Genomic DNA, 24,379 nt, shown 5'->3' with positions numbered 1-24,379 from the left:
TATGGATAGAGTTATAGATTTAGGAAAATATATTGAAAAAGGGATTAATGCGCTGGAAGAAAATTTTTCTGTTATCTGGCGGGCAATCGACGACGGAATCTCGTGGACTGTGGAGGTGATGAACGACACGTTGTTGTCTGTTCCCTTTATTCTGTTTGTGCTGGTAATTGCAGGTTTGGCCTACTATGCCAAAACCGGCCGTAAAGTTTTCAAAAAAGAGGGATTGAAAAAAGGTCTGGGGCTGGCACTTTTTGTTATTCTTGGGTTCCTGCTAATATACGGAATGGGCTATTGGAAGGAAGCCATGCAGACGACAACTCTGGTGCTCGTGTCTACATTAATTGCCCTGATTTTGGGAATTCCCTTTGGAATTCTTTCGGCAAAAAACAAAACAGCAGATGCTATTATCCGGCCTATTCTGGATTTTATGCAAACCATGCCGGCTTTTGTTTACCTGATTCCGGCCATTTTCTTTTTTAGTGTGGGAAACACGCCCGGTGTTATTGCAACGGTTATTTTTTCGTTGCCGCCGGCAGTGCGGCTTACCAGCCTCGGAATAAAAAATGTACAGAAAGATGTAATCGAAGCGGGCCGTGCTTTTGGCGCAACCGAAAACCAGATTCTGTTTAAAATTCAGTTGCCGCTGGCGATGCCCACAATTCTGGCCGGAGTAAACCAGGTTATTTTGCTGGCATTGTCAATGGTGGTAATTGCGTCAATGGTTGGTGCAAAAGGACTGGGAAGTATCGTTTACCAGGGGATTCAGCAGAATAATATTGCCAAAGGGTTTGAATCGGGACTGGGAATTGTAATTCTGGCCATTGTGCTCGACCGCATTACGCAGTCATTTGCAAATAAAAAATAAGTAAAATTAAAAACAATAATTATGATGAAATTAAGAAATTTATTAAGTCTGTTTCTGGTAGTGGGGCTCGCTATTGCGTTTAGCTCATGCAGCAACAGCAAAAAAGGCGAACAAAAAGAAAAGGTGAATATTTTGTATCCGAACTGGGCCGAAGGTGTTGCTTACACACACTTGGCAAAAGTAGCCCTCGAAAACCACGGTTACGAAGTGGAGTTAACCAATCTGGAACCGGGTTTGATTTATGGCGAGTTGTCGAAGCCAAATTCAAAAGGCGATGTTTTTCTGGATGCATGGTTGCCTAACACCCACCGGCATTATTGGGACGATTACGGCGATAAACTGGTAAAACTGGGAGAATCGTTCAGTGGTGGAACAACCGGACTGGTGGTGCCTTCGTATGTTACCATAAATTCTATTGAAGAGCTGAATGCGAACAAAGATAAATTTGGCGGCGAAATTGTAGGGATTGGAAGTGGCGCCGGAATTCATACAAATACGGTGAAAGCAATTGAAGCGTACAACCTCGATTTTGAGCAGATTACTTCCAGCGGCCCGGCCATGGTTGCCAGCCTCGAAAAAGCAATAAAGAATAAAGAATGGATTGTGGTAACTGGTTGGAAGCCTCATTTCAAATGGGCCAACTTCGATTTGAAATTTCTCGAAGATCCAAAAGGTGTTTATCCTGAAGACGTGTGCGCAATTCTTTCAAGAAGAGGGTTTGAAGAGGACATGCCAAAAGTTGCCTCGTTCTTCAAAAAGTTTAACCTTAGTGAAGAACAACTGTATGGTTTACTGGCAACAATAAAAGCCGAAGGAGAAGAAGCCGGTGCCACAAAATGGTATGAAGAAAATAAAGCAACCGTTGATGGTTGGTTTGAATAGTCACTCCAAAGATTTTTTGATTATTAGTTTCCCGGGAAAAGTTTTTCCGGGATTTTTTTGGCTGAAAAGAAAAAAGCAGCCTTTTGAGCTGCTGAATTTCTGTCGGCGATTTCCCGTTTTTTTGCATTTGTCGTCGGCAGTTCGTATCCGAATGATTGATTATTTTATCAACTTATAGTATCGTGCCATGTAATACGGCAGCAAAAAGAAAGTTCCTTCCTGCTCTGCATTTACGCCGCCAACTTCCTTGAAATGAAGTGCAAATCCATCGCGATCCTGCCTTACATGACCACGCTCATCAACCGGAAGCGCAAACCCGTCTTTCCGCCAGCCAACGGTTGGATCTTGTCCGGGAGCCGGGTCTTGCACCACGTCCAATCGGTGCGTGTTGTCCATTTCGTAACCAATTAAATCGAGAGGAATTTGTTGCAACATCTCCTTAATGTGGTTTCCAAGGTCGGGGTATTCCGCCAGTGTCGAAACGGCTTTGTTGGTAAAACTTCCGGCTTCCGGAAAAACATTTTCGTTATTGAAATATCCTTCTGCAACCTGTTGCGCAAACTTTTGGGCCATAGCAGAGTAGAGTGCGTCCCAAAAAGCGTTTTTTTGCTTGCTGATGTGCAGCCACGAATTTTCGAGCGACATGCGGTACATGATTAACAGTTCCGGATCAGTTTCGTAGTTCATCAGTCCCAGCATGCTCATCAGGCAAAGGTTATTGTCCCAAGGAACTACATTGTCCGGCGGAAAAAATTCTTTCCCGTGCATGGCGTTGATGTGGTAGTTGTGTTCGTTCCGCAGCATTTGAGCTACTTTGTCGTACTTCGCATTGCCGGTTACGTGTTTGGCAACATTTAAAAACGAAAGCATCATCATTGAATTTAGTCCGCGTTGATCCCAGCCCCAGATGGAATTGCAAAATTCAGGAGAAAAATTTCCCCAGCGGGTGGCTTTTCCGTCGTGGTCGCGCAGGAAAAAACCGTTGCGGATGAGGTGGTCGGTTATGTCGGCAACAACCTCGCGTACCGGAGCTTTTTCTTCCTCTGTTTCAGCAACCAGGTCGTAATAAATTCCATAAAAGAAATAGTGCCCGGCCAGTTCGTCGGAACTGGTGTCGCATTTCCAAAGGTATTTGCCGTCTTTGCTTTTTACAAACCGGGGATTAATGTCTTTCCAAAACGGATCGTTCTGCTGGGTTCTGATGTTCATCTGATGGCTGTATTCGGGGTCAGCCAGCGGCTCCGGCCAGTCGTGAGGTACAATTACCCGTGCCGGAAATCTCGGTTCGTGGGTAATATCCACCAGCCATTTGCATGCTTCGAAACTTCTTCTGGCCAGCTTTTTTGCTTCCTGGCTGCCGGTTACTGCATACCTGAAAGCCTGTGCCGAGCCGTACATGGAAGTATATTTCCCGTCGTTGTCAGAAATGCCGTGCTTAAACGACGCCGTGTCGTAAGGAACTTCCAGTTCGTTTGGCGCAATAAAACCCATTCGCTGGTGGCGGGTTTCTGTTTGCCGGGTGAAATAATGCGCTTTCTGCTCAAATGTCATGGAGCGGGGTGCAATTTGCCCAACGCCTTTGTTTGTGGCAAACCATGCGGTTCCGTTTTTTTGAACAACCACGTCGTTCACAAAATCATCGGGGAGCCAGCGGAGGCTAAACCGATAATGAAACTGGCCGTTTTTGAAACGTATAGCACCTTTTTCTGTGCCAAACCAAACAATCCCGTCGGGACCGGCGGCAGCACAGGTAAAACGATTGTACGGCAATCCTTCGTCGCCCGCGTATAGTTTCCATGTGTTTTTTTGAAGGCAGCCCACTCCCTGCTCTGCGCCAAACCAAAGCCGGCCTTCACTATCTTCTGTTAAAACACTTACATCGGATGGTGCCCATCGGTATTTATCGTCGCCCGGCAGAACCGTTTCCCATTTATTTTTTCCGGATTCAGAACAATACAAACCATTTTCAGTCCCGGCAAAATTTTTTCCGTTGTAAGTGATAGAACACAAAACGGCACCCACTTTTTCGGGCAATCCGGAAAACAATGTGTTTCTTTTGCGATGTTGAACCGGAGCCGGAAGCCAGTTTTTTCCGTCCCACTTGTAGACCGAATTTTCAATAATGGCAACCGGCATGTTGTTTTCCAGAAATATGGCCTTTACTTTTTCGTCAGTAAATCCCTCCCGTTTGGTGTGGCGAATGGCAACATCCTGCTTTATTGTTTGATTTTCAATCGGCTGTCCTAAAATTGTAAAAGGAAGAATTAGCCCGATAAATAGAAAAAACTTTACTTGTTTCATCTTTAGTTGGTTATTTCAAGTTTAGATGGCGGAGCAGCGGATATTTCCGTGCCCCAGTTTTTGTTTGGTTTAGAGCCCATTTCCAGTTCAATGGTTGCTCCGTTCATTAAATCTTCGTGGGTAAACCAGGTTCGTTTTAGAGGTTTGCCGTTCAGTTTTGCCGATTGAATGTATTTGTTTCTTTCGGAGCAGTTGTATGCTTTGAGTGTGAAAACATTTCCGTTTTCGAGGTTAATTTTTATTTCTTCAAACTGAGGACTGCCAAGCGTATAAACCGGAATGCCCGGAGTTGCCGGGTAAAAACCCATTGCCGAGAAAACCACAAATGCAGTCATGGCTCCGCCGTCTTCATCGCCCGGAATGCCAAAAATGTTGTCTTTGAACCACACATCCAGCAAAAATCTGATTCGCTTTTGAGTTTTCCACGGCTCTCCGGCAAAATTGTACAAGTAGGGAATATGAAAACTGGGTTCGTTGCCCATTGAATACTGCCCGACAAGGCCGGTGGCATCGGGAAATTTTGCCCAGAACTGGTACTTTGTCCGCCCAAGGTTTTCCCGGAAAAGCTGGTCGAGAGTTTGTGAAAACGCTTTGCGGCCTCCCATGAGGTCAATCAGTCCGTGAATGTCGTGCTGAACATTCCACTGGTAGGTGTATCCGTTGTTTTCGTCGTAGTAATCGCGGCCACCGGAGCCTCCGTCAAATTTTGGGTCAATTTCAATCCAGTTCCCGTCAGCATCTTTGGGCATCATGAGCCTGGTTTCCGGCTGATACAAATTCCGGTAGTTGGCTGCTTCTTTGTTGAAGTAGTTGTAATCGATTTCCTTCCCAAGTTCTTTGGCCATTTGTCCCAGCGCCCAGTCGTCGTAACTATGCGCCAGTGTGATGGCCACGCTTTGTCGCTTTTCAAAACTATGCACTTCCGGTACTGTTTCCGCTTCGCTGGGTTTTAGCGCAGGGAAGAAACCATGCTCCCGGTAAAAGTCATCGAGTATGGTTTTCGGGCCATTTCTCCATGGCAACATAGTGGCTTCGGTGGCATTTTTTCTCATTCCCTCGTACGCTTTGTCAACATCAAAATTTCGAATGCTTTTTCGCCACGCATCCAAAAAAACAATGGAGGAATGAAATCCGTGCATGGCCGGATTATCTTTGAAGAGAAGCGGAAATTGCGGCATCCATCCACTTTGTTCGTACATTTTTACGTAGGAACTGAGCATGTCGGCTTCTTTTTTTGAGTCGATAATCATACGCAACGGGTGGTGAGTCAGATAAGAATCCCAGACCCAGTCATCTACATAAAAGTCGCGATCCGATTCATGAACTTTGTGGTCGTAAGCGCTGTAATACTTTCCATCCTCGTTAATGTTAATCATCCGTTCGTAGGTGCGGTAAAGCGATGTGTAGAACGTCCGTTTTTGTGCTTCAGTTCCGCCTGTTATCTGAATTTTTGAAAGCGCGTCCTCCCATATTTTTTTTCCGTTCTCCACCATTTTTTCAAAATCCCAACCGGCAATTTCATTGTCGAGGTTTTGTTTTGCCTGTTCAATACTTATAAACGATATGCCGTATTTGAAGAAGACTTCAGGATTTTCGTTCGGAAATTCAGCCCATAAAATTGCTTTTTGTCCCTCTTCTGTTAATTCTGTTTTTGCATCGAAATTGAATTCCCCAAAAACATAAGCTGTCATTCCCTCAAATTCTTCAATGCCCGAAATGGTTGTTTTTGAAAGAAGATTCCATTTACCTGTGTGGTTTGTATGAATTCTTAAACGCTTTTCTTCACCGGCAGGAAAAAAGAACCTGAACATTCCGGTTTTGTTTCCGGGAACAAATTCTGTTGTGATTTCCTCGTCGATTAAATATGTCGAGTAGAAAAAAGGCTTGACAATTTCCAGATCGTGGTCGTAAGTCTGGCGAGCGTTCCATGTTCCGGAACCCGGATTTCCGGTGCCGGGCAGTATCCCGAAAAGCGGGGGATGCCGGTGCGACGACATGGTTAGCGGGAAAAAATCAATCTGGTCATCCAGGTAATCGGTCCGGATTGGGTGCATCCTGATCATCTGGTTGGGCAGTTGTACATTGGGGCGTGTTGGCTGCAACAAATGACCGACTGTCCCAATGTGCGGGTCAACATAATCAACAATAGAAACCTGCTGTTTATCAGAGCTGCATCCGAAAAACAGGAAAATTATGGCAGTGGTTAAAAGAGAGAGAGTATTTTTCATTCTGTTCAACTTTTTAGATTTTATTTAAGCAGTTCCAGCCCGAAAACCAGTGCTGAAATTCCAACCAGTGCATGTACCAATGCAGCGTAAAATACATTTTTCGTTTTTATCCAGGTATAGCCATACGCCCAGCCGGCAATGCTGGCAAACCCAATATAAATAATAGAACCGGCATGGTAGTGTACCAGCCCGAAAAGTACTCCGGTTATGGCCAGGGAGGTATAATTTCCCGGGTTGATTTTCCCTGATTTTTCGATGAACCAGGCCGCCAGGAACATTGCGAGGGTGACTGCCGCGGGAAACCATTGCATGTTTCCTTTAATTGTATAACCCGCTAAAACAGATAGCGGAAGCAGAATAATGAGTCCCCATTTCCAAAAGGCAGACCAGGCGTTTGACTGGCGAATTCGTTTTTCAAGCATATTCTGCAACAATCCGCGGAAGAACAGCTCTTCGAACAGGGCTGTGTGCAGATATGCTTTTATAAAAGTGAGGCAGATTTTTTGGATAAGGTCAAAAGAATAGCTGTCGTGTCCTTTAATTTGAATGAATCCGGCAAAATATCCGATGATAAAAACGGAAACGTAGAAAACGGCCCAAACCCAAATTGCAAGCCACAGATGCCTGAGTTTGAATACGGGAAAAATGCCGGCGTCTTTCAATCCTCGCACGTGGATAAAAGCATAAACTGCCGTTAGCATAATTACAATGCGGTAAGCCGAGTCGAAACTGTTTCCGGCGACGGGCATGTGCCCGGCAGGTTTTGCGTTTATTAGTGTAACAGGGAGCAGAAACAGCGTATAAGTTGCAAAATCGAGCCAGTCCAGTTTTTTTTCATTTTTCCGGCGGGAGGCGAAAACCAAAACCGGGAAGAAAACCAGGAAAGGAACCATTGAAACAACTCCTTTTAACGGATTGTCGCCGCTTAAAAAGCAATATGCAAAGTAGAGCACAATCAGGAATGCCGGAAAAAGCACAATTTTTTTGATGTCAGCATTTATCCACGATTGTATCTTTTCCGAAACTTTTTCCCTACCGATAGAAAACAGCAGAAAATATAAAACCACAAAAAATGGTAAAGCTGTAAGCATGTTTGTTACAACACCTTTTTCATAGTTAGAGAAGATAAAAAAAACAGTTAGCAGCAGTGTCCAAGCGGCACTCTCCTTTAGCTCATGTTTCAGGCTGATTAATTTGTTTTGTTTATGTTCCATCGGTTTGCGGTATTTTTTTTATAGCGGATACTTTGTTTGAAGCACGAAATAATTTTTCTGTTTATTCCTGTTTGTAAAAATATGGTTTTGAACGATGATTTTCTGTTAGAATCTTGTCCTGTATTTCTGATTAATTGTCTTGTAAAAGAGATAATAGTAAATTTTATTGCACGAAACCCGGTTGAATTTGGGCAATAAATCAACAAATCAAAATAACATTAAAACAGGCGAACATAGTAGTGGAATTTATCAGTATTAAATGGTTTCTTGAATAAAATTTCAAATGTGCCCTTTTTTCAAAAATAAAATATGATGTGCTGCAGTTTGCGGCTTATTGAGGGTAGAATTTGGAGCGTAATACAGAATCGTCGTTAAAAAGGACTAAAATATGACCTGTAGGATTTTAGGAGTATTGTTGTTGGTTTTGTTTTTTGGGGAGACCGTTGTCGGGCAAGGGGAGTTCGAACAAATGGAAAACTCCTTCGAATTCGCTTTTCTTACCGATATTCATATCCGGCCTGATATGAACGCTCCAGAAGGTTTTCAAATGGCTATAGACAAAGTGAATCAGTTGAACCCTGATTTTGTGCTTACCGGAGGCGATTTGGTTTTTGATGCCCTGCGGGGAAATCAGTCGCGTAGCGATTCCCTGTTTTTGCTGAATAAAAAGATGTGCACCGGTTTTGAAATGCCGGTGTACAATTGTTTGGGAAATCACGATTTGTTTGCTGTTTACGAAGAAAGCCCCGAAGACGAAACTCATCCGGACTATAAATACGGCATGTTCGAACGACATTTTGGCGACACTTACTATTCTTTTAACCACAAAGGCTGGCATTTTATTGTGCTGAATTCGCTTGAAACTACCGAGAACAAGCGGTACAAAGGATACATTCATCAGGAACAACTGGAGTGGCTGAAATCTGATTTGAAAATGGTGGATCAGTCAACTCCGATAGTTGTGGTGTCGCATATCCCGTTAATTTCAACCTGGCAGTTTGTAAATGGAGGTGTCCGTACGGTGGAAAATTCTGCGGCAGTATTTGAATTGTTTAAAAACCGAAATTTGAAATTGCTTTTACAAGGGCACATTCACTGGAAAGAATATGGTTTTGTAAACGATCGTTTTCATTACATCACCGGTGGTTCCATTGCCGGGAACGGATGGAAAGGGAGGCGGCACAATACCAAAGAAGGTTTTGTTTATGTAAAAATAAACGATGAAGATATTTCCTGGGAATATGTCGATCATGGATGGGAGCAGGAGCGGTTGAAAAAGGAGTAACGGATTGAAAAGTTTATTTATTTGCAATAAGTCGTTAATTTTGACAAAAAAACAAAGTACAGCCGAATGAAGAAAACCTCATTGAATGATATTGCGGTGGAACTTGGTGTTTCGAAAACACTGGTGTCGTTGGTGCTGAATGGCAAAGGCCGGGAGCATCGAATCAGCGAGAAAGTGTGCAAGAAGGTGATTGCAAAGGCAAAAGAATTGAATTACCAGCCTAATCAGATTGCCAAAGGTTTGCGAACCGGAAAAACAAATACCATCGGGTTAATTATCGCTGATATTGCCAACCCGTTTTTTGGTAAGCTTGGCCGCGAAATTGAAAACGAAGCGTCTAAACACGGCTATCGCGTTATGTTTTGTAGCTCCGATGAAAAAGCAGAAAAGTCGAAACAGCAAATAGAAGTGTTGCAGCAGGGACTTGTGGACGGCTTTATTATTTCGCCTCCAACGGGCAGCGAAGAGCAAATACTGAAATTGGAAGAGGCCAAAATTCCTTATGTTTTGGTCGATAGGTTTTTCCCGGAAATCGATTCCAATTATATCGTAGTTGATAATTTCCTGGCCGCGTACGATGCTACCCAACATCTGATAAAAGAGGGGTACAAAAAAATTGCATGTGTTACCATTAACGATAAACTGGTAAATATGTCACAGCGGCTCGAAGGGTATAAAAAAGCGCTGGCAGATGCAAATATTGAGGTGGCGGAAAGCCGGATTAAAACACTGCCGTTTTCACACGAAAAAGATGATGTGCTGTTGGCTGTTACAGAACTGGCTGGCGGAGCTGAAAAAGCGGATGCCGTTTTGTTTACTACCAGCAAAGTAGGGGTGATGGGGCTGGAGTGTATTCATTCTCTCGGTTTGCAAGTGCCCGGCAATTTGGCCGTTGTTAGTTTTGATGATCCGGATGCTTATCGAATCAGCAATCCTCCAGTTACTGCCATTGCCCAGCCGTTGAAAGAAATTGGAAGCCGGTCGGTTAAAATTTTGATGGATTTAATGAATAAACGAAAAGGCAAAAAGAACCCTCAACAAGTAATGCTGAAAACAAATTTTGTAGAAAGAAGCTCAAGTAAAAAATAATTTGTTAGCTTTGCTAAACCGATTTAACAAAGTCATCCTGAAACTATGAAGAACGATGAAGAAGCCTATTTTTTAGGTATTGATATTGGCGGAACCAAATGCGCGGTAGTTGTTGGCGATGGAAATTTCAATGTTTTCCGGCGCATTCAGTTCGAAACTCGCGTAGAGCGGGGCTACAAAGAAATTCTTGAAGAGTTTGATCTGCACATCAACGAGCTGTTCAGCGAGTTTCCTCAGCAAAGGCTTGCCGGTATCGGCATCAGTTGTGGAGGTCCGCTCGATTCCCAAAAAGGTGTTATCTATTCTCCACCCAATCTTCCCGGCTGGGATAACGTGCATATTGTAGAAAATTTCACTGAGAAATACGGAGTTCCGGTAGCTATTCAAAACGATGCCAATGCTTGTGCGCTGGCTGAGTGGCTTATGGGTGCGGGAAAAGGGACTCAGAATATGATTTTTCTGACTTTTGGCACGGGCATGGGAGCAGGATTGATTTTGAATGGAAAGCTCTACTCCGGAACCAATGATCTTGGTGGCGAGGTTGGTCACCTTCGGCTTGCTGAAAGTGGGCCGGTTGGCTTCGGGAAAGCAGGTTCGTTTGAAGGTTTTTGCAGTGGGGGAGGAATTGCACAGCTGGCTGCATCGGTTGTTACAGCAAAGCTGGAAAAAGGGGAGAAGGTGGAGTTTTGTCCTGATATTAAAAAGGCTACCGAATTAACTGCAAAAGATGTGGCTTTGGCTGCTCATAAAAATGATACCGTCGCCCGGGAAATTATTCGTATTTCAGGTGAGTATTTAGGGCGCGGATTGGCAATTCTTATCGATATTATTAACCCGCAGTGTATTGTTATTGGAAGTATTTATGCCCGAAATGAAGAGTTGTTCAAGCCACATGTTGAGCGTATTCTGAGAAAAGAAGCAATCCCTTCCGCTTTCAATGTATGCGAAATTAAGCCTGCATTGCTGGGGGATTCTATTGGCGATTATGCTGCTTTGTGCGTGGCATATTATAACAGCAAAAACTGAAAATAAGAAATAAATGAGCAGTAGTAAAATTTTGCAACAATTGCTAAATCGTTACAGCACTCTAAGTCCTCTGGAAGGAAAAATAGAAGAGTCCGCAGAAATTATAATCAATTCGTTTAGAAACGGAGGAAAAGTATTGGCTTGTGGAAACGGGGGAAGCAGTTCTGACGCCGATCATATTGTTGGCGAATTAATGAAAAGTTTTGAAGGTCACCGTCCGTTAAATCCTGATTTGCAGAAAAAAATAAAAGAGATTTCGCCGGAACGAGGAGACATGTTATCTGAAAAACTGCAACAGGGATTACCTGCCGTTTCGTTATCTGCCCATACCGCTTTGACAACAGCAATTGCAAACGATATAAATAGTGACGTGGTATTTGCCCAGCAAGTCACAGGCTTGGGAAACAAGGGAGATGTTCTCATTGGTTTGAGTACGTCTGGAAACTCAAAAAATGTGGTTGATGCTTTAATTGTAGCCAAAGCCAAAGGACTGATTACTATCGGACTGACCGGAGAAACGGGGGGTAAAATGAAAGATTTTTGCGATGTGCTGATTAATGTTCCCGAAAAGCGAACAGCATATGTGCAGGAATTGCATCTGCCGGTGTACCATGCAATCTGTATGATTGTCGAATGTGAGATGTTTGGCAGAAAATAATACTGAATACACGAGTAAACAATAAAACTATCAATATTATGGAAAAGACATCATCAATAAATGAATCTTCACTTTCACGGCGAGATTTTATAAATAAAACGGTAGCCGGAACCTCTGCGGTGGTATTTGCTCCGGTGAAAACTTTTTTTCCCAGAATTACTGATAGGCATTGCATGTGGCCCATCAATGCTTCGAATTTTCGTTTTCACATGATTGGTCATGGGCATATAGACCCGGTGTGGTTGTGGCCATGGCATGAAGGTATGTCCATAGTGCATAGTACTTTTCGTTCCAATCTGGAAAGAATGAAAGAAACTCAGGATTTTACGTTTGTTGCAAGTTCTGCTTTATTTTATGAGTGGGTTGCAGAGAATGATCCAGAGATGATAAAAGAAATAAAAAGGCGAGTAGATGAAGGACGTTGGAATATTGTTGGGGGATGGTGGGTCGAACCTGATGTAAATATTCCTGGAGGAGAAGCCATGGTGAGACAGGGACTTTACGGACAAAAAACGTTTGAACGGTTATTCGGAAGAAAAGCTAATATTGGATTTAACCCTGATTCATTCGGTCATGCTGGCACTCTGCCTCAAATATTGAATCAGCAGGGGATGAAACGTTATGTTTTTATGCGTCCTGGCCCCAACGAAAAAGATATTCCAGCTAACTTGTTTTGGTGGAAAAGCCCCGATGGCTCAAAGGTTCTGACTTATAGAATTCCCATTAGTTATAATGAAACACAACCTGTAAATCGGCGTGTTGAACAAATATTGGAGCGTGTTCAAAATGAACCGGTGAAAAGTTTTATGGCGTTTTACGGTGCAGGAGATCATGGCGGTGGAGCAACAAAAGAAAATATTAAGTCAATTGAAAATTTGAAAGCAGAGGAGGGGTCTCCCAAAGTATTTTTTAGTACGATGGATCGTTATTTCGATGAAATAGAAAAGAAGAATTCTGATTTGCCAACAGTTACAGAAGATTTGCAGCATCATGCACAGGGTTGTTACACTGCTGAAATCGAAATTAAGAAGGGCAATCGCCAAACGGAAGCAGCGCTGATTACTGCTGAAAAACTGACTGCATTAGGCAACGTCGTGTGGGGAGCAAAATATCCAAAGAATGAGTTTTCTTCAGCCTGGCAGAGAGTTCTGTTCCTCCAGTTTCACGATAGTTTGGCAGGTACGTCGCTCCCCGAACATTCTGCCAGTGCAAAAGAAGGGTATGGTTTTGCAATGGATATAGCGCATCAAGCAACATACAAAGCTATTCAAAAATTGGAATGGCAAATTGCATCAGAAGATCCCGATTCTGAATATCTGGTAGTTTTTAATCCACATGCGTGGGAAATAAAAAAGACTGTTGAGTATGATTTTAACTGGAACGACAGGCATAAATCTTCAAGAGTTGAAGACGAAAATGGAAAAGCTTTGCCGCATCAATGGGCAGCAGGGACTACTGAAACGGGAAGCCGTAAAAAACTGATTACAGAAGTTTCCCTTCCTGCATTTGGCTATCGTCAAATAAGGCTTTTTGATGCCGAATCTCCTACCGTAAAAAATGGGGTGATTGCCGTTAATAATACGCTTGAAAATGAGTTCTACAAGATAAGCTTCTCTGAAAATGGTGAAATTGGCATTATCGATAAGCAAGCCGGGAATGAAGTTTTTGCTGGAAGTAAAAGTGGATGTAAAGCTGTAGTTATAGACGATCCGAGCGACACGTGGAGCCACGATGTAAAAGCTTTTTCTGATGAAATTGGTGCTTTTGGAAATGCAAATGTTAGAGTTATTCTGAACGGGCCAGTAAAGAGTGTAGTCAGGGTTGTTTCCACGTATGGAAATTCTACTCTAACAATCGACTGGTCTCTTACCAAGGGATCAAAAAATATTGAAGCTGATGTTTCACTCGATTGGCATGAACAATTGAAAATGCTGAAATTTTCGTTCCCGGTAAATGTTGAATCACCGGAAGCGACGTATGAAGTGCCATACGGATTTACAGCACGCGATAACAATGGCGATGAAAATCCTGGGCAACGCTGGATTGATGTCACCGGAATACAAAATGGAAAAACGTACGGATTAACTGTAATTAATGACGCAAAGTATGGATATAATGTAATCGGAAACGACATGCGTATTTCGGTGGCACGTTCTGCTGTTTTTGCGCATCATCGGCCAAAAGAACTGCATTTGGAAAATGCTTACCAATGGATGGATCAGGGAATCCATACTTTTCGAATGTTGCTTGTTCCGCATAGCAATTCGTGGAAGGAGAATAGAATTACCAGGATTGCTGAGGATTTTATAGCACAACCCGTTTGTATTTATCAGGGAATTCATGGTGGTAAACTTCCTAAAACCAAATCATTGCTGTCGATCGATAAACCGAATGTAATTGTTTCATCCATCAAACAGGCAGAAGATAATAACGATGTTATTATTCGTTGCGTGGAAACTTCCGGAGAACAAACAAATGCCTCATTAGACTTACTGTTTGCAAACACAACTTGGCAAGGTAGTTTCAGACCATGCGAAATTAAAACGTTGAGGATGGATACCAGTTCAGGAAAGATCGTGGAAACGAATGTGCTGGAAGAAGTCTGATTTTGTATAGAAGAAAAAATACTAAATCAATTAAAATGAATCAAAATATTAGAATAATAGTTGTTTGGGCATTTACAATGTTTTTCGGAATTGCTTGTGTGCCGGGGAAAGAAGAAGCTGCTGTCAGTTATGTTGATTACGTGAGTCCGATGATTGGAACGGATTATCACGGGCACACTTTTCCGGGGGCTGCGCTTCCCGGGGGGATGGTTCAGTTGAGCCTCGATACGGGAACCGAAGGCTGGGACTGGTGCTCTGGTTACCATTACAGCGATAATTCTGTGATGGGATTTAGCCATTTGCACCGAAGCGGAATGGGCGCTGGCGACTGGGGCGATGTTTTGCTAATGCCAATAACCGGCGATGTAAAAGTCGTTCCCGGGAGCAAGGAAAATCCTGATGAAGGTTATCGTTCCCGTTTCTCTCACAATGAAGAAACGGCTTCTCCCGGGTATTATTCCGTAATATTAAAAGACTATTCGGTGAAAGCTGAATTAACCGTTTCGGAACGTGCCGGTTTTCATCGATATAGATTCCCCGAATCGGACAATACGCATATATTGGTTGATGGAGGACATGGAATCCGAAATAATTATAGGGTAGGAAGTGAGATTGAAATTGTTAGTGACACCGAAATTGTGGGGCATCGGGCATCGCACGGTTTTGTAAAGCATAAAAATGTTTATTTCTGTGCCAGGTTCAGCAAACCCTTTAAGGCCAGCGGAACATGGAACGAAGAAAACATCAAAAAAGGTTCAAAAGAGGACGCGGGAAAATATATTGGTGCGTATGTTGATTATGAAACTTCTGAAAATGAAATAATTGAAGTTAAAGTGGGCATCTCTTATACAAGTATTGAACAGGCCCGTCTGAATCTTGACACTGAAATACCCGGATGGAATTTTGACGAAATTAAAGAACAGGCAAAACAAAAATGGAATACGGCTCTAAGTAAAATTGAAATCGAAACTCCAGAAGCGAATGATGAGGTTTACAATCGGAATAAAAAGGTTACGTTTTATTCTGCACTTTATCATTCGTTGTTGTTTCCGGCAATTTTTAGCGATGTTGATGGAAAATATGTGGGATTGGATGGACAGGTTCACACGGCGGAAGATTTTACTTACTTAAGCGATTTTTCTTTGTGGGATACTCACCGTGCAGAAATGCCATTACTCACACTTGTTGAACCGCAAAGAAATATAAATGCCATTCGTACTATGCTGGCCCAGTTTGAACAGGGAGGCTGGCTGCCAACACCGCAGCAATTTGGAAACAGTTACACCAATGATATGATTGGGGATCATCCGGTGGCTGCCATTGCAGATGCTTATCAAAAAGGAATTGCCGATTTTGATGTTGAAAAAGCATACGAAGCAGTTCGGAAAAACGCCATGGAAACTCCTCCGGCTGAGCACCGTTCCAAAGGAAGAATCGGGTTGAGTTATTATATGGATTTGGGTTATTTACCGTATGACAAAGTAAGGGAGTCGGTGTCGAGAACACTGGAGTATGCTTACAACGACTGGTGTGTGGCACTGCTTGCAAAGGCGCTGGGTAAAGAAGACGATTACAAATTGTTTATGCAACGGGCAGCTAATTATAAAAATGTAATGGATGCAGAAACCGGTTTGGCTCGCCCGAAAGACAGCGATGGCAAGTGGCTTTCACCTTTTAATCCCACTTTCGTGGGGCATGGAGATGAAAGGCATTATACCGAAGCAAATGCCTGGCAATACACTTGGTTTGTTCCTCACGATGTTCAGGGGCTGATAGATTTCGAAGGCGGAAGATCGAACTTAATTAATAAGCTGGACACGCTTTTCACCATGAGTTCCGAAGTTCAGGAAAGCGTTTCAGATGTGACAGGGTTAATAGGGCAATATGCACATGGGAATGAGCCCAGCCATCATACTTTGTACCTGTATGATTATGCCGGCGCTCCGTGGAAAACACAGGAATTGGCCAGGAAAGTGATGGATGATCTTTATCACTCCGGCCCTGATGGCTTGTGTGGAAACGAAGATATGGGGCAAATGTCGGCGTGGTACGTATTGAGTTCCATGGGATTTTATCCGGTTGCACCCGGGCAAAACGTGTATGCAATTGGTAGCCCCGAATTCAGTAAAGTTGTTATTCATTTGAATGATAAATATTACAATGCATCTGAATTCATAATCGAAGCAAACAATAATTCAAAGGATAATAAATACATTCAATCGGCAACGATCGGAGGAAACCAGTTGAGTAAGACATGGTTTAGTCATGATGAAATTAGAAATGGAAGTTCCCTCGTATTCGAAATGGGGACTGAACCCAATAAAAGCTGGGGAATAAAATTGAAAGATTCACCTCCGTCAATGACAACTAATTAAAATTAGAAATTGAAATATTTTTGACATGAATAAAGAGCAACTACAAAAAGTATTAAGTGACATAAATAAGGTAAAAATAGCCGTGGTGGGTGATTTTTGTTTGGATGCCTACTGGTTTATTGACGAGTCAAAAAGTGAGATTTCCATTGAAACCGGGCAGAAAACCCGCCCTGTTCGCGAACAGCGTTATTCATTGGGCGGAGCAGGAAATGTAACCAACAATCTGACTGCAATGGGAGTGCAGGATGTGCGCGCATTTGGCGTAATTGGCAGTGACCCGTACGGTACAGAGATGGTGAAAATTATGCAGAAGAACGGAATTAACCCGGATAATTTGCTGGTTCAGGAAGAGGATTGGTCAACACATGTTTACACTAAACCTTATGTGGGCGACTTTGAAGAGGGACGCATCGACTTTGGAAACTACAACCATCTTTCTGTTGAAACGGCTGATCTACTGATTCAGAAATTAAAGAATATAGTTCCTGAAGTAGATGTAATTATTATAAACCAACAGGTTTTGTCTGGCATTCACACCGAATATTTTAAACAGGAACTGGTAAAAGTAATCCAAAGTTTTCCAGAAAAAATATTTATCGTGGACAGCCGTAACTACAACGATTTTTACGACGGAGCTTATCGTAAAATGAATGATACAGAAGCCGCCCGTTTGTTTGGATTGGAAAAAGATGCCACCGATGTGGTGTTGTATTCTGAAGTAAAAGAAGCTGCGCTTTTTCTTTATGAAAAGTTTGGGAAACCAATGTTTATCACACGTGGCTCGCGAGGGTCTGTTGTGGTTGATGAGAACGGTGTTACCGATATTTACGGTTTAATGATAATATCGAAAGTGGACACGGTTGGTGCCGGAGACAGTTACCTGGCCGGTGCTGCATCGGCTCTGGCTGCCGGTTATACAATGAAAGATGCCGCCGAAATTGGTTCTTATGTTGCAGGTGTTACTGTTCAGAAACTTTTCCAAACCGGAACTGCATCGCCGGAAGAAATTATGAGTATCGGGACCGACCCGGATTATGTGTATAGCCCGGAACTGGCTGAAGATACACGCCACGCCATTTATTTTGAGGATACTGAAATTGAAATAGTAAATGAATGGCCGGATAAACTGAATATCAGCCATGCAATTTTCGACCACGACGGCACGATTTCAACTCTGCGCGAAGGCTGGGAACACATCATGCAACCAATGATGATGAAAGCAATTCTCGGGGAGCATTTTCAGGATGCGGATGAAGCGCTGTATCATAAAGTTCAGAACCGTGTTGTTGATTTTATTGACAAAACAACCGGCATACAAACTCTGGTTCAAATGAAAGGACTGGTTGATTTGGTGAAGGAATTTGATTTGGTTCCCGAAAGCGAGATTTTGGATGAGTTTGGCTACAAGAAAATTTATAACGACGACTTGCTGAAAATGGTTCGTGTACGCGAAGCAAAACTTTCAAGAAACGAACTTTCTCTGGAAGATGTTACTCTTAAGAATGCAGTGAAACTGCTCGAAACATTACATAAAGCCGGTGTAACATTGTACCTGGCAAGCGGAACCGACGAAGAAGACGTAAAAAACGAAGCTCGTATTCTGGGGTATGCTCATCTGTTTACAGGTGGTATATACGGTGCGGTTGGCGATGTAACAAAGGAGGCTAAAAAGATGGTGCTCGACCGAATTCTGAATGATATTGGCGATGCAGGAAACAGCCAGGTCGCTGCGTTTGGCGACGGGCCGGTGGAAATTCGTGAGACACGCAAGAGGGGAGGAGTTACAATCGGAATTGCAAGCAACGAAGTAAAACGCCACAGTCTGAACGAAAGCAAACGGTCCCGGTTGATTAAGGCAGGGGCGGATATTGTTATTCCCGATTTTTCGCAGTTGCCCAAATTGTTACAAGTGTTAAATATTCAAGCGTAAACTCATGGCGCATTTAAAATTCGACAGAACAAAGTTAGATGTCAAGCGACTGGCCGATCGTAAAAACAAGGTTTATATCGAACGCGATCATATTCCTGTAAATCAGGCTCCACAAAATTTAACGGAGAAAGGCAAACAGCTTATCAAAAAAACGGCCGACAGAATCAGGAAAGCGAAAGAACTGGGCAAATCGCGGATGCTTACTTTTGGGGCTCACACCATTAAAAATGGAATGGCGCCAACGTTGATAGCTTTAATGAAAGAAGGCTGGATTACCCATTTAGCAACAAATGGCGCCGGAATTATTCACGATTGGGAGTTTGCTTACCAGGGAAAATCAAGTGAAGACGTACGCGAAAATGTCAACCTGGGACAATTCGGAATTTGGGACGATACCGGTTTTTATATCAATTTGGCTTTAATTGTTGGTGGTTTTGAGGGGCTTGGCTATGGAGAGTCCGTTGGTAAAATGATTCATAACGAAGGACTTGAAATTCCTGAGCCTTCGTTTTTATATGAATATGCAAAACAAAAAATGGAAAGCGACCCTGCAACTGCAGCCGGCGCCATCGATTTTGCCGGCGCCATCCGGCAGTTTAATCTGACCCCCGGCTGGATGGAAATTCCCCACCCGTATAAAAAGTATGCGGTACAGGCCAATGCTTTTGCACTGGGCATTCCTTTTACCGGCCACCCAATGTTTGGGCACGATATTATTTACAATCACCCGATGAACCACGGTGCTGCCATTGGCCGCACTGCGTTAAACGATTTTCTGTACTTCGCAAAAAGCGTAAGTAACCTTGAAGATGGCGTATATCTTTCTGTTGGATCGGCAGTTATGTCGCCCATGATTTTCGAAAAGTCGCTGTCTATGTCACAGAATGTTGAAATTCAGTACGGGACGCATATTGATAATCATTACATGTTGATTGTGGATTTGGCGGAATCGGACTGGGACTGGGCAAAAGATGGAGAACCACCTATGGACAATCCGGCATACTACCTGCGCTACTGCAAAACTTTTAACCGGATGGGCGGCGAAATGCATTATCTTACAGCAGATAATCGCGATTTTTTGCTGGAGTTGCATCATCAGTTAAAATCAAACTCATAATTTTTTCAGTAACATAAAACTAAATCAAATGAAAAAAACAGCCTTAATATTTGTCCTTGGTTGTATCCTTGGAAGCTCAAATCCTTTATTTGCTAAATCGAAGTGGATCTCGCTATTTAACGGAAGCGACTTAACCGGTTGGTTTGTCCGCGGCAATGCCACATGGGAAGTTCATGACGGAATTTTAACCGGAGAAGGTGGAATGGGGCATATTTATACAGACGCAACTGCCTCCAATTTCGAGTTTAAGGGGATGTTTCGACTCACCGGCGAAAAAACAAACAGCGGTTTTTATTTCAGAGCTGTGCCCCCTGCAGATAATCCCGACGGGTTTCCTCGCGGGTACGAAGCACAAATTTGCCACAATCAGGATGCTCACACGGGTTGGCTTTGGAAACCCGGAACTCCTACCGGAAAAGCAACCAACCTTCTCACAAAAGATGGTGAATGGTTCACATACAAAATAAAAGCAGTAGGAGGAAAAATTACGTTTTGGATTAACAATAAGAAGGTGATGACCTACGAGGACGATGAATACAAGGCCGGGCATTTTGCGATTCAGGGACACAATCCCGGAATGAAAATCGAAGCGAAAGACTTGTTCTACCGTGATTTGTATGAATGAAATTGATTTTTGTCAGAAATTAAACGACTACTTCTAATGGATAAAAAAGAACTTATTCAACTTAAAAATGAAGCCGAAAACCATTTGGTAAATGAGCTTTTGCCCTTTTGGACCTCCCGGATGATTGATAAGGAAAATGGCGGGTATCTTACTCATTTTGATGAAAAAGGAAATGATACGGGAGAAGATGAAAAATCGTTGATTGCACAGGCCCGATGTCTTTATACGCTTTCTTCGGCTCACCGGGCCGGGTATGGGAACGGAAATCTGGCTGATATGGCGCGCCACGGTGTGGATTTTCTGCTCGACAGAATGTGGGATGGCGAAAACGGTGGTTTTTTTTGGATGTTAGACCGGAAAGGGAATGTGAAAATTGATCAGAAAATTATTTACGGGCACAGCTTTGCTGTTTATTCATTAAGTGAATACACGCTGGCTACCGGCGACAAACGGGGCGTTGAGTATGCCGAAAAAGTTTTTGACCTGATCCAGAAATATTGCGTCGATTCCATGTATGGTGGTTACTGGGAAATGTTCCATCGAGATTGGACGCTTTGTGGCTCCGGAAGCCAGGGCGGCGACCGAAAAACACTGGATGTTCACATGCACCTGATGGAAGCATTTACAACGCTTTACGAATGCACAGGAATGGATGTGCACCGCAGGAAACTACTGGAAGTTATTGACCTTTTGCTGAACCGAATTATTCATCCTGAATATAAAACCGGGATTCCTCAGTTTTTCAAAGACTGGTCGGTTGCTCCGCAAATTAAATTCGATATTATTTGGGGATGGGACAGGTTTTCTGAAGAAGGGCAAAAAGGAAATGCCACAGACAATACCTGCTATGGTCACAATGCTGAATTTGCGTGGCTGTTGAATCATGCTCTTGAAATTTTGGGCGCAGACGTTAATAATTACAAAGAGCTTTTCAGAATCATTTATAATCATACCATCGAGAATGGAGTTGATTATGAATTCGGCGGCGTTTTTGTTGAAGGGCCCCATTCAGGAGGAGTTTATGATCGCGAAAAAGAGTTCTGGCAACAGGCTGAGGTGCTCATCGGGTTGCTCGATGCCGTGATTCTTTTGGAAGATGAAAAGTATGGAGAGGCATATAAGAATGTGCATCGGTTTGTTTTTGAGAAAGTAGTAAACAAAGGTGTTGGAGAATGGTATCCGCTGTTAACACGTCGCGGCGAACCCATCTGGACGCACATGGGGCACTCCTGGAAAATCAATTATCATACAGTCAGAGCAATGGTTCAAAGCGTAAACCGAATGGAGAGAATTATATCCGGGCTATAATATCTGTACAGTATCTTGTTGAAATAAATTTTATAACATGAATCTTAATCTTTCTTCATGGGATTGGCTGGTTTTGATTATTGTAATCGCAGGTAGTCTTTCTTTTGGAATGTACATGGCTTTCGTAAAGAAGGCCGGAAAAAATAGTTCTAATTTTTTCTTGGGCGGAAGAAATGTGAAATGGCCTATTATTGGCGCTTCTATTTTCGCAACTAATATAGGAGCAGAACACATTGTCGGATTAACAGGAGATTCATATCGGTATGGTCTTTCTGCCGGGACTGTCGAGTTAACAACTGCCATTAATCTTGGTATTGCCTGCGCCATCCTGTTTCCTTACTACATGAAAAACAGAGTTTTTACCATTCCTGAGTTTTTGGAACTACGCTATAATCGTTCTTTGCGTACTTTTTTTTCCGGACTTATGTTGGTTATCAGTGTAATGACAAAATTGGCTTTTACTCTTTTTGCTGGAGCTCTAGTTCTGAATAGTATTCTGGGGTGGAATATTATGACGACAATTTTTTATGTGGGAATGGTTGTTGCTGTTTTTACGATAATCGGAGGTTTTACAGCAGTTGTCTATACGGATGCTATACAAACGATTATTATTATCGGAGGGGCAGCTTTTATGTTGGCCATTGGTCTCGATAAAGTTGGCGGATGGAATAGTCTGCTGGAAAAAGCACCAGATATGATGTCAATATATAAACCATATGACGATCCTGTTTATCCCTTTTGGGGAATTATTGCAACAGCCTTCTATGCAGGGATTTTTTATTGGGGGATGGATCAGGTGAATGTGCAAAGAGCGCTCGCCGCACCAGACTTAAACAATGCAAGGTGGGGGGCTATGTTCGCAACTCTTCTCAAACTTTTACCTGTGTTTTTATTTTCTGTTACCGGCGTAATTGCTTTTGCCTTGTTTCCAGGAGAATTGGAGGGCGATGCCACCAGACAGACTTTTGTACTGATGCTTAATAAACTGCTCCCAACAGGGTTGAGGGGATTGCTTCTAGCTTCATTAATAGCAGCACTTGTTACATCACTTATAGCAGTATTAAATTCTGTTTCAACATTAATAGTACGTGATTTTATAATTGAATTCCGCCCTTCTACTTCTGAAAAGAAGCAGGTGTTACTTGGTCGGGTTTCCATCATAATAATGACTTTGTTAGGAATAAGTGCAGCATATCTGGTTTATAAAAATGAAGAAGGGCTTTATAAATATCTTCAAACTATTTCAGCCTACTTGGTAATTCCTATATTTCCCGCTATATTTTTTGGAATTATCAGTAAAAAAGTTACTCTGAAAGGAGCGGTGGTGTCTGTTATTTTTGGTGCTTTGCTATCCACAGTTTTTGTGGTCGATCAATTAATCGGCCCAGACGTTGGCAAAGAATTGTTCCCAGTGTTACATCATAAATTAACTTTAAACTTTGCATACAGAGGTTTGTGGGCAGAGTTACTTATAACCGGAGTCCTTTTTCTAGTATCTTTTTTTACCGAAAAAACAGTGCCGGAAAAGTTAGAAAAAACCACAATAAATTGGTCTGCTAAAATTGAAAAATTCAAAGGGTTAAGTGACTGGCGGCTTCAGCTTGGTGTTTTATCTGTAATTACACTTCTGTTGTATATTTGGCTGAGTTAGTCAGCGCCACTGAATCAGGGCGCTGTTCAATGCATCTTCAATGCGCCATTGCGGTTTATGGAAATAGATTAGTCCGTGCCCCGGAAGCATAATGTCCGGATCCAGTTTCGCAAACCGGCGAAGTGATTCTGTATATGTTTTCTTATCGAAATCAAAAGAGCCGTCCCATCCAAAATCTCCGGCAAGCAGTGTCCCTATAATATCGCCACTGACTACAATGTTTTTATTTTCATGCCGGAAAGAGTATGCCGTGCATCCCATGGAGTGCCCAGGGTAGTGTCCGACCGTTATTTCCGTATCTAAAATGTTTAGCTGTTGTCCATCCACAACAGTGTAATCAACTTGCACGGTGTTAAATTTCTTGTGGTAAAGATACCCGGCACAACGTTCATCTCCGGCTGCCACAGCGTCTGCCGTTTCTTTTATTGCAATAATTTTCACCCCTTTTCTTTTTAGCAGGAGTGCTCCCCCGGCATGATCCAAATGCGGATGTGTGAGCAGGCAATATTTAATGTCATCCGGATTTAATCCCCAGTATTTCATATTTGTGAAAATCTGGTCGAGCGTGTCTCCACACCCGCAGTCAAACATGAGTAGCCCAATTCTGGTTTTCAATACGTACGAATTGCCGTCATTCCAAAGTGCGTTGGGTTGGTCAAACGTTAGCCCGTTAAGATCGCCGCCGGTTTGAAATAGGTTTTTAAGTATCTGCATCAGAAACTGATTTTAGGTGTTAAATAGGTGAATATACAAACTTTTTGATAGAATAATAACCCTGTTTAAAGCGTGTTTCGGATATTTGTCTTTAAAATAGCGAATTTTCTTTATAGTTTTTAAAATGGGATAATTTTCTTGTAATGTAGTCGGAACAGGTAAATACACTACTGGCGAAGTATACACAGAATTTTCAAATATGAACATATGTGGATTAGTTTCTGCGTTTACGTAAAGTATACATAATGAAAGGATAAGTTTATGTGTTTTGCGCAGGAATATGAAAAATACTTTTCTGTATGTTACGCTGGCAGAGGAAAAACCTGTGCGCGACAGGTGCTAAAACTCTAATTTATTCATTGTATTTTGATTTTGCTGTAATAAAATATTAACAATTTATGTTAATCTGCATTCGATAAGCTTTGTGTGTGGGTTAAAATTCTATGTGAAATGAATAAGATAGTAGTGGTTTATCGGTTTAGCGTTTCGGAAATTTGTAATGAAT

General features: G+C 42.5%; 17 protein-coding genes. 13 read left to right on the top strand and 4 right to left on the bottom strand.

Annotated features, from left to right (window positions below):
- Position 1 precedes the first annotated feature (1 nt).
- Together BUB08_RS09345 and BUB08_RS09340 are read left to right on the top strand one after the other, a co-directional pair.
- Positions 2 to 865: an ABC transporter permease gene (locus BUB08_RS09345; RefSeq protein ID WP_073001122.1), complete on the top strand. Its 864-nt coding sequence runs from the start codon at positions 2 to 4 to the stop codon at positions 863 to 865.
- Positions 866 to 886: 21 nt separating this feature from the next.
- Positions 887 to 1,747, top strand: a complete 861-nt coding sequence (locus BUB08_RS09340) for a glycine betaine ABC transporter substrate-binding protein (RefSeq protein WP_073001121.1) — start codon at positions 887 to 889, stop codon at positions 1,745 to 1,747.
- Positions 1,748 to 1,906: 159 nt separating this feature from the next.
- Here BUB08_RS09340 and BUB08_RS09330 read toward each other — a convergent pair whose 3' ends face one another.
- Genes BUB08_RS09330 through BUB08_RS09320 form a run of 3 tightly spaced genes read right to left on the bottom strand, consistent with a single transcriptional unit; the run spans position 1,907 to position 7,490 of the window.
- Positions 1,907 to 4,048: a hypothetical protein gene (locus tag BUB08_RS09330; protein WP_073001117.1), complete on the bottom strand. Its 2,142-nt coding sequence runs from the start codon at positions 4,046 to 4,048 to the stop codon at positions 1,907 to 1,909.
- 2 nt (positions 4,049 to 4,050) lie between these two features.
- Positions 4,051 to 6,276 carry a GH92 family glycosyl hydrolase gene (locus tag BUB08_RS09325; RefSeq protein WP_073001116.1) on the bottom strand — a complete coding sequence of 742 codons (2,226 nt, stop codon included), beginning with the start codon at positions 6,274 to 6,276 and terminating at the stop codon, positions 4,051 to 4,053.
- Positions 6,277 to 6,296: 20 nt separating this feature from the next.
- Complete coding sequence (locus tag BUB08_RS09320; RefSeq protein WP_073001114.1) at positions 6,297 to 7,490, bottom strand: CPBP family intramembrane glutamic endopeptidase; 1,194 nt, start codon at positions 7,488 to 7,490, stop codon at positions 6,297 to 6,299.
- Between the two features lie 388 nt (positions 7,491 to 7,878).
- On the opposite strand from BUB08_RS09320, the gene BUB08_RS09310 reads away from it, so the two are divergent.
- From BUB08_RS09310 to BUB08_RS09260, 11 genes are all read left to right on the top strand, one after another.
- Positions 7,879 to 8,775: a metallophosphoesterase family protein gene (locus BUB08_RS09310; protein WP_083570675.1), complete on the top strand. Its 897-nt coding sequence runs from the start codon at positions 7,879 to 7,881 to the stop codon at positions 8,773 to 8,775.
- Positions 8,776 to 8,841: 66 nt separating this feature from the next.
- The gene (locus BUB08_RS09305) at positions 8,842 to 9,864 is read left to right on the top strand and encodes a LacI family DNA-binding transcriptional regulator (protein ID WP_073001109.1); all 1,023 of its coding nucleotides are present in this window, start codon (positions 8,842 to 8,844) and stop codon (positions 9,862 to 9,864) included.
- A 45-nt stretch (positions 9,865 to 9,909) separates the two neighbouring features.
- Positions 9,910 to 10,890, top strand: a complete 981-nt coding sequence (locus tag BUB08_RS09300) for an ROK family protein (protein WP_073001107.1) — start codon at positions 9,910 to 9,912, stop codon at positions 10,888 to 10,890.
- 13 nt (positions 10,891 to 10,903) lie between these two features.
- Positions 10,904 to 11,548: a D-sedoheptulose-7-phosphate isomerase gene (locus BUB08_RS09295; protein ID WP_073001106.1), complete on the top strand. Its 645-nt coding sequence runs from the start codon at positions 10,904 to 10,906 to the stop codon at positions 11,546 to 11,548.
- 38 nt (positions 11,549 to 11,586) lie between these two features.
- Positions 11,587 to 14,154, top strand: coding sequence for an alpha-mannosidase (locus BUB08_RS09290; protein ID WP_083570674.1), 2,568 nt, complete (start codon positions 11,587 to 11,589; stop codon positions 14,152 to 14,154).
- A gap of 35 nt (positions 14,155 to 14,189) precedes the next feature.
- A complete protein-coding gene (locus tag BUB08_RS09285; RefSeq protein WP_217651583.1) occupies positions 14,190 to 16,529 on the top strand; it encodes a GH92 family glycosyl hydrolase in 2,340 nt (779 codons plus the stop codon).
- A 25-nt stretch (positions 16,530 to 16,554) separates the two neighbouring features.
- A complete protein-coding gene (locus BUB08_RS09280) occupies positions 16,555 to 18,459 on the top strand; it encodes a PfkB family carbohydrate kinase (RefSeq protein WP_073001103.1) in 1,905 nt (634 codons plus the stop codon).
- Positions 18,460 to 18,463: 4 nt separating this feature from the next.
- A complete protein-coding gene (locus BUB08_RS09275) occupies positions 18,464 to 19,576 on the top strand; it encodes a GSU2086 family protein (protein ID WP_073001102.1) in 1,113 nt (370 codons plus the stop codon).
- Between the two features lie 28 nt (positions 19,577 to 19,604).
- On the top strand, positions 19,605 to 20,201 hold the full coding sequence (locus tag BUB08_RS09270; protein WP_073001101.1) for a 3-keto-disaccharide hydrolase: 597 nt from the start codon (positions 19,605 to 19,607) through the stop codon (positions 20,199 to 20,201).
- A 36-nt stretch (positions 20,202 to 20,237) separates the two neighbouring features.
- Positions 20,238 to 21,509, top strand: coding sequence for an AGE family epimerase/isomerase (locus BUB08_RS09265; protein WP_073001100.1), 1,272 nt, complete (start codon positions 20,238 to 20,240; stop codon positions 21,507 to 21,509).
- 37 nt (positions 21,510 to 21,546) lie between these two features.
- Positions 21,547 to 23,160 carry an SLC5 family protein gene (locus tag BUB08_RS09260; RefSeq protein ID WP_073001099.1) on the top strand — a complete coding sequence of 538 codons (1,614 nt, stop codon included), beginning with the start codon at positions 21,547 to 21,549 and terminating at the stop codon, positions 23,158 to 23,160.
- Here the strand turns inward: BUB08_RS09260 and BUB08_RS09255 are convergent, their stop codons facing one another.
- Positions 23,161 to 23,874, bottom strand: a complete 714-nt coding sequence (locus tag BUB08_RS09255) for an MBL fold metallo-hydrolase (RefSeq protein ID WP_073001097.1) — start codon at positions 23,872 to 23,874, stop codon at positions 23,161 to 23,163.
- Positions 23,875 to 24,379: the final 505 nt, after the last annotated feature.

The sequence above is a fragment of the Mariniphaga anaerophila genome (genome assembly GCF_900129025.1).
In the GTDB taxonomy this organism is placed as follows: domain Bacteria; phylum Bacteroidota; class Bacteroidia; order Bacteroidales; family Prolixibacteraceae; genus Mariniphaga; species Mariniphaga anaerophila.
This window is presented reverse-complemented; position numbering and strand designations above follow the sequence as displayed.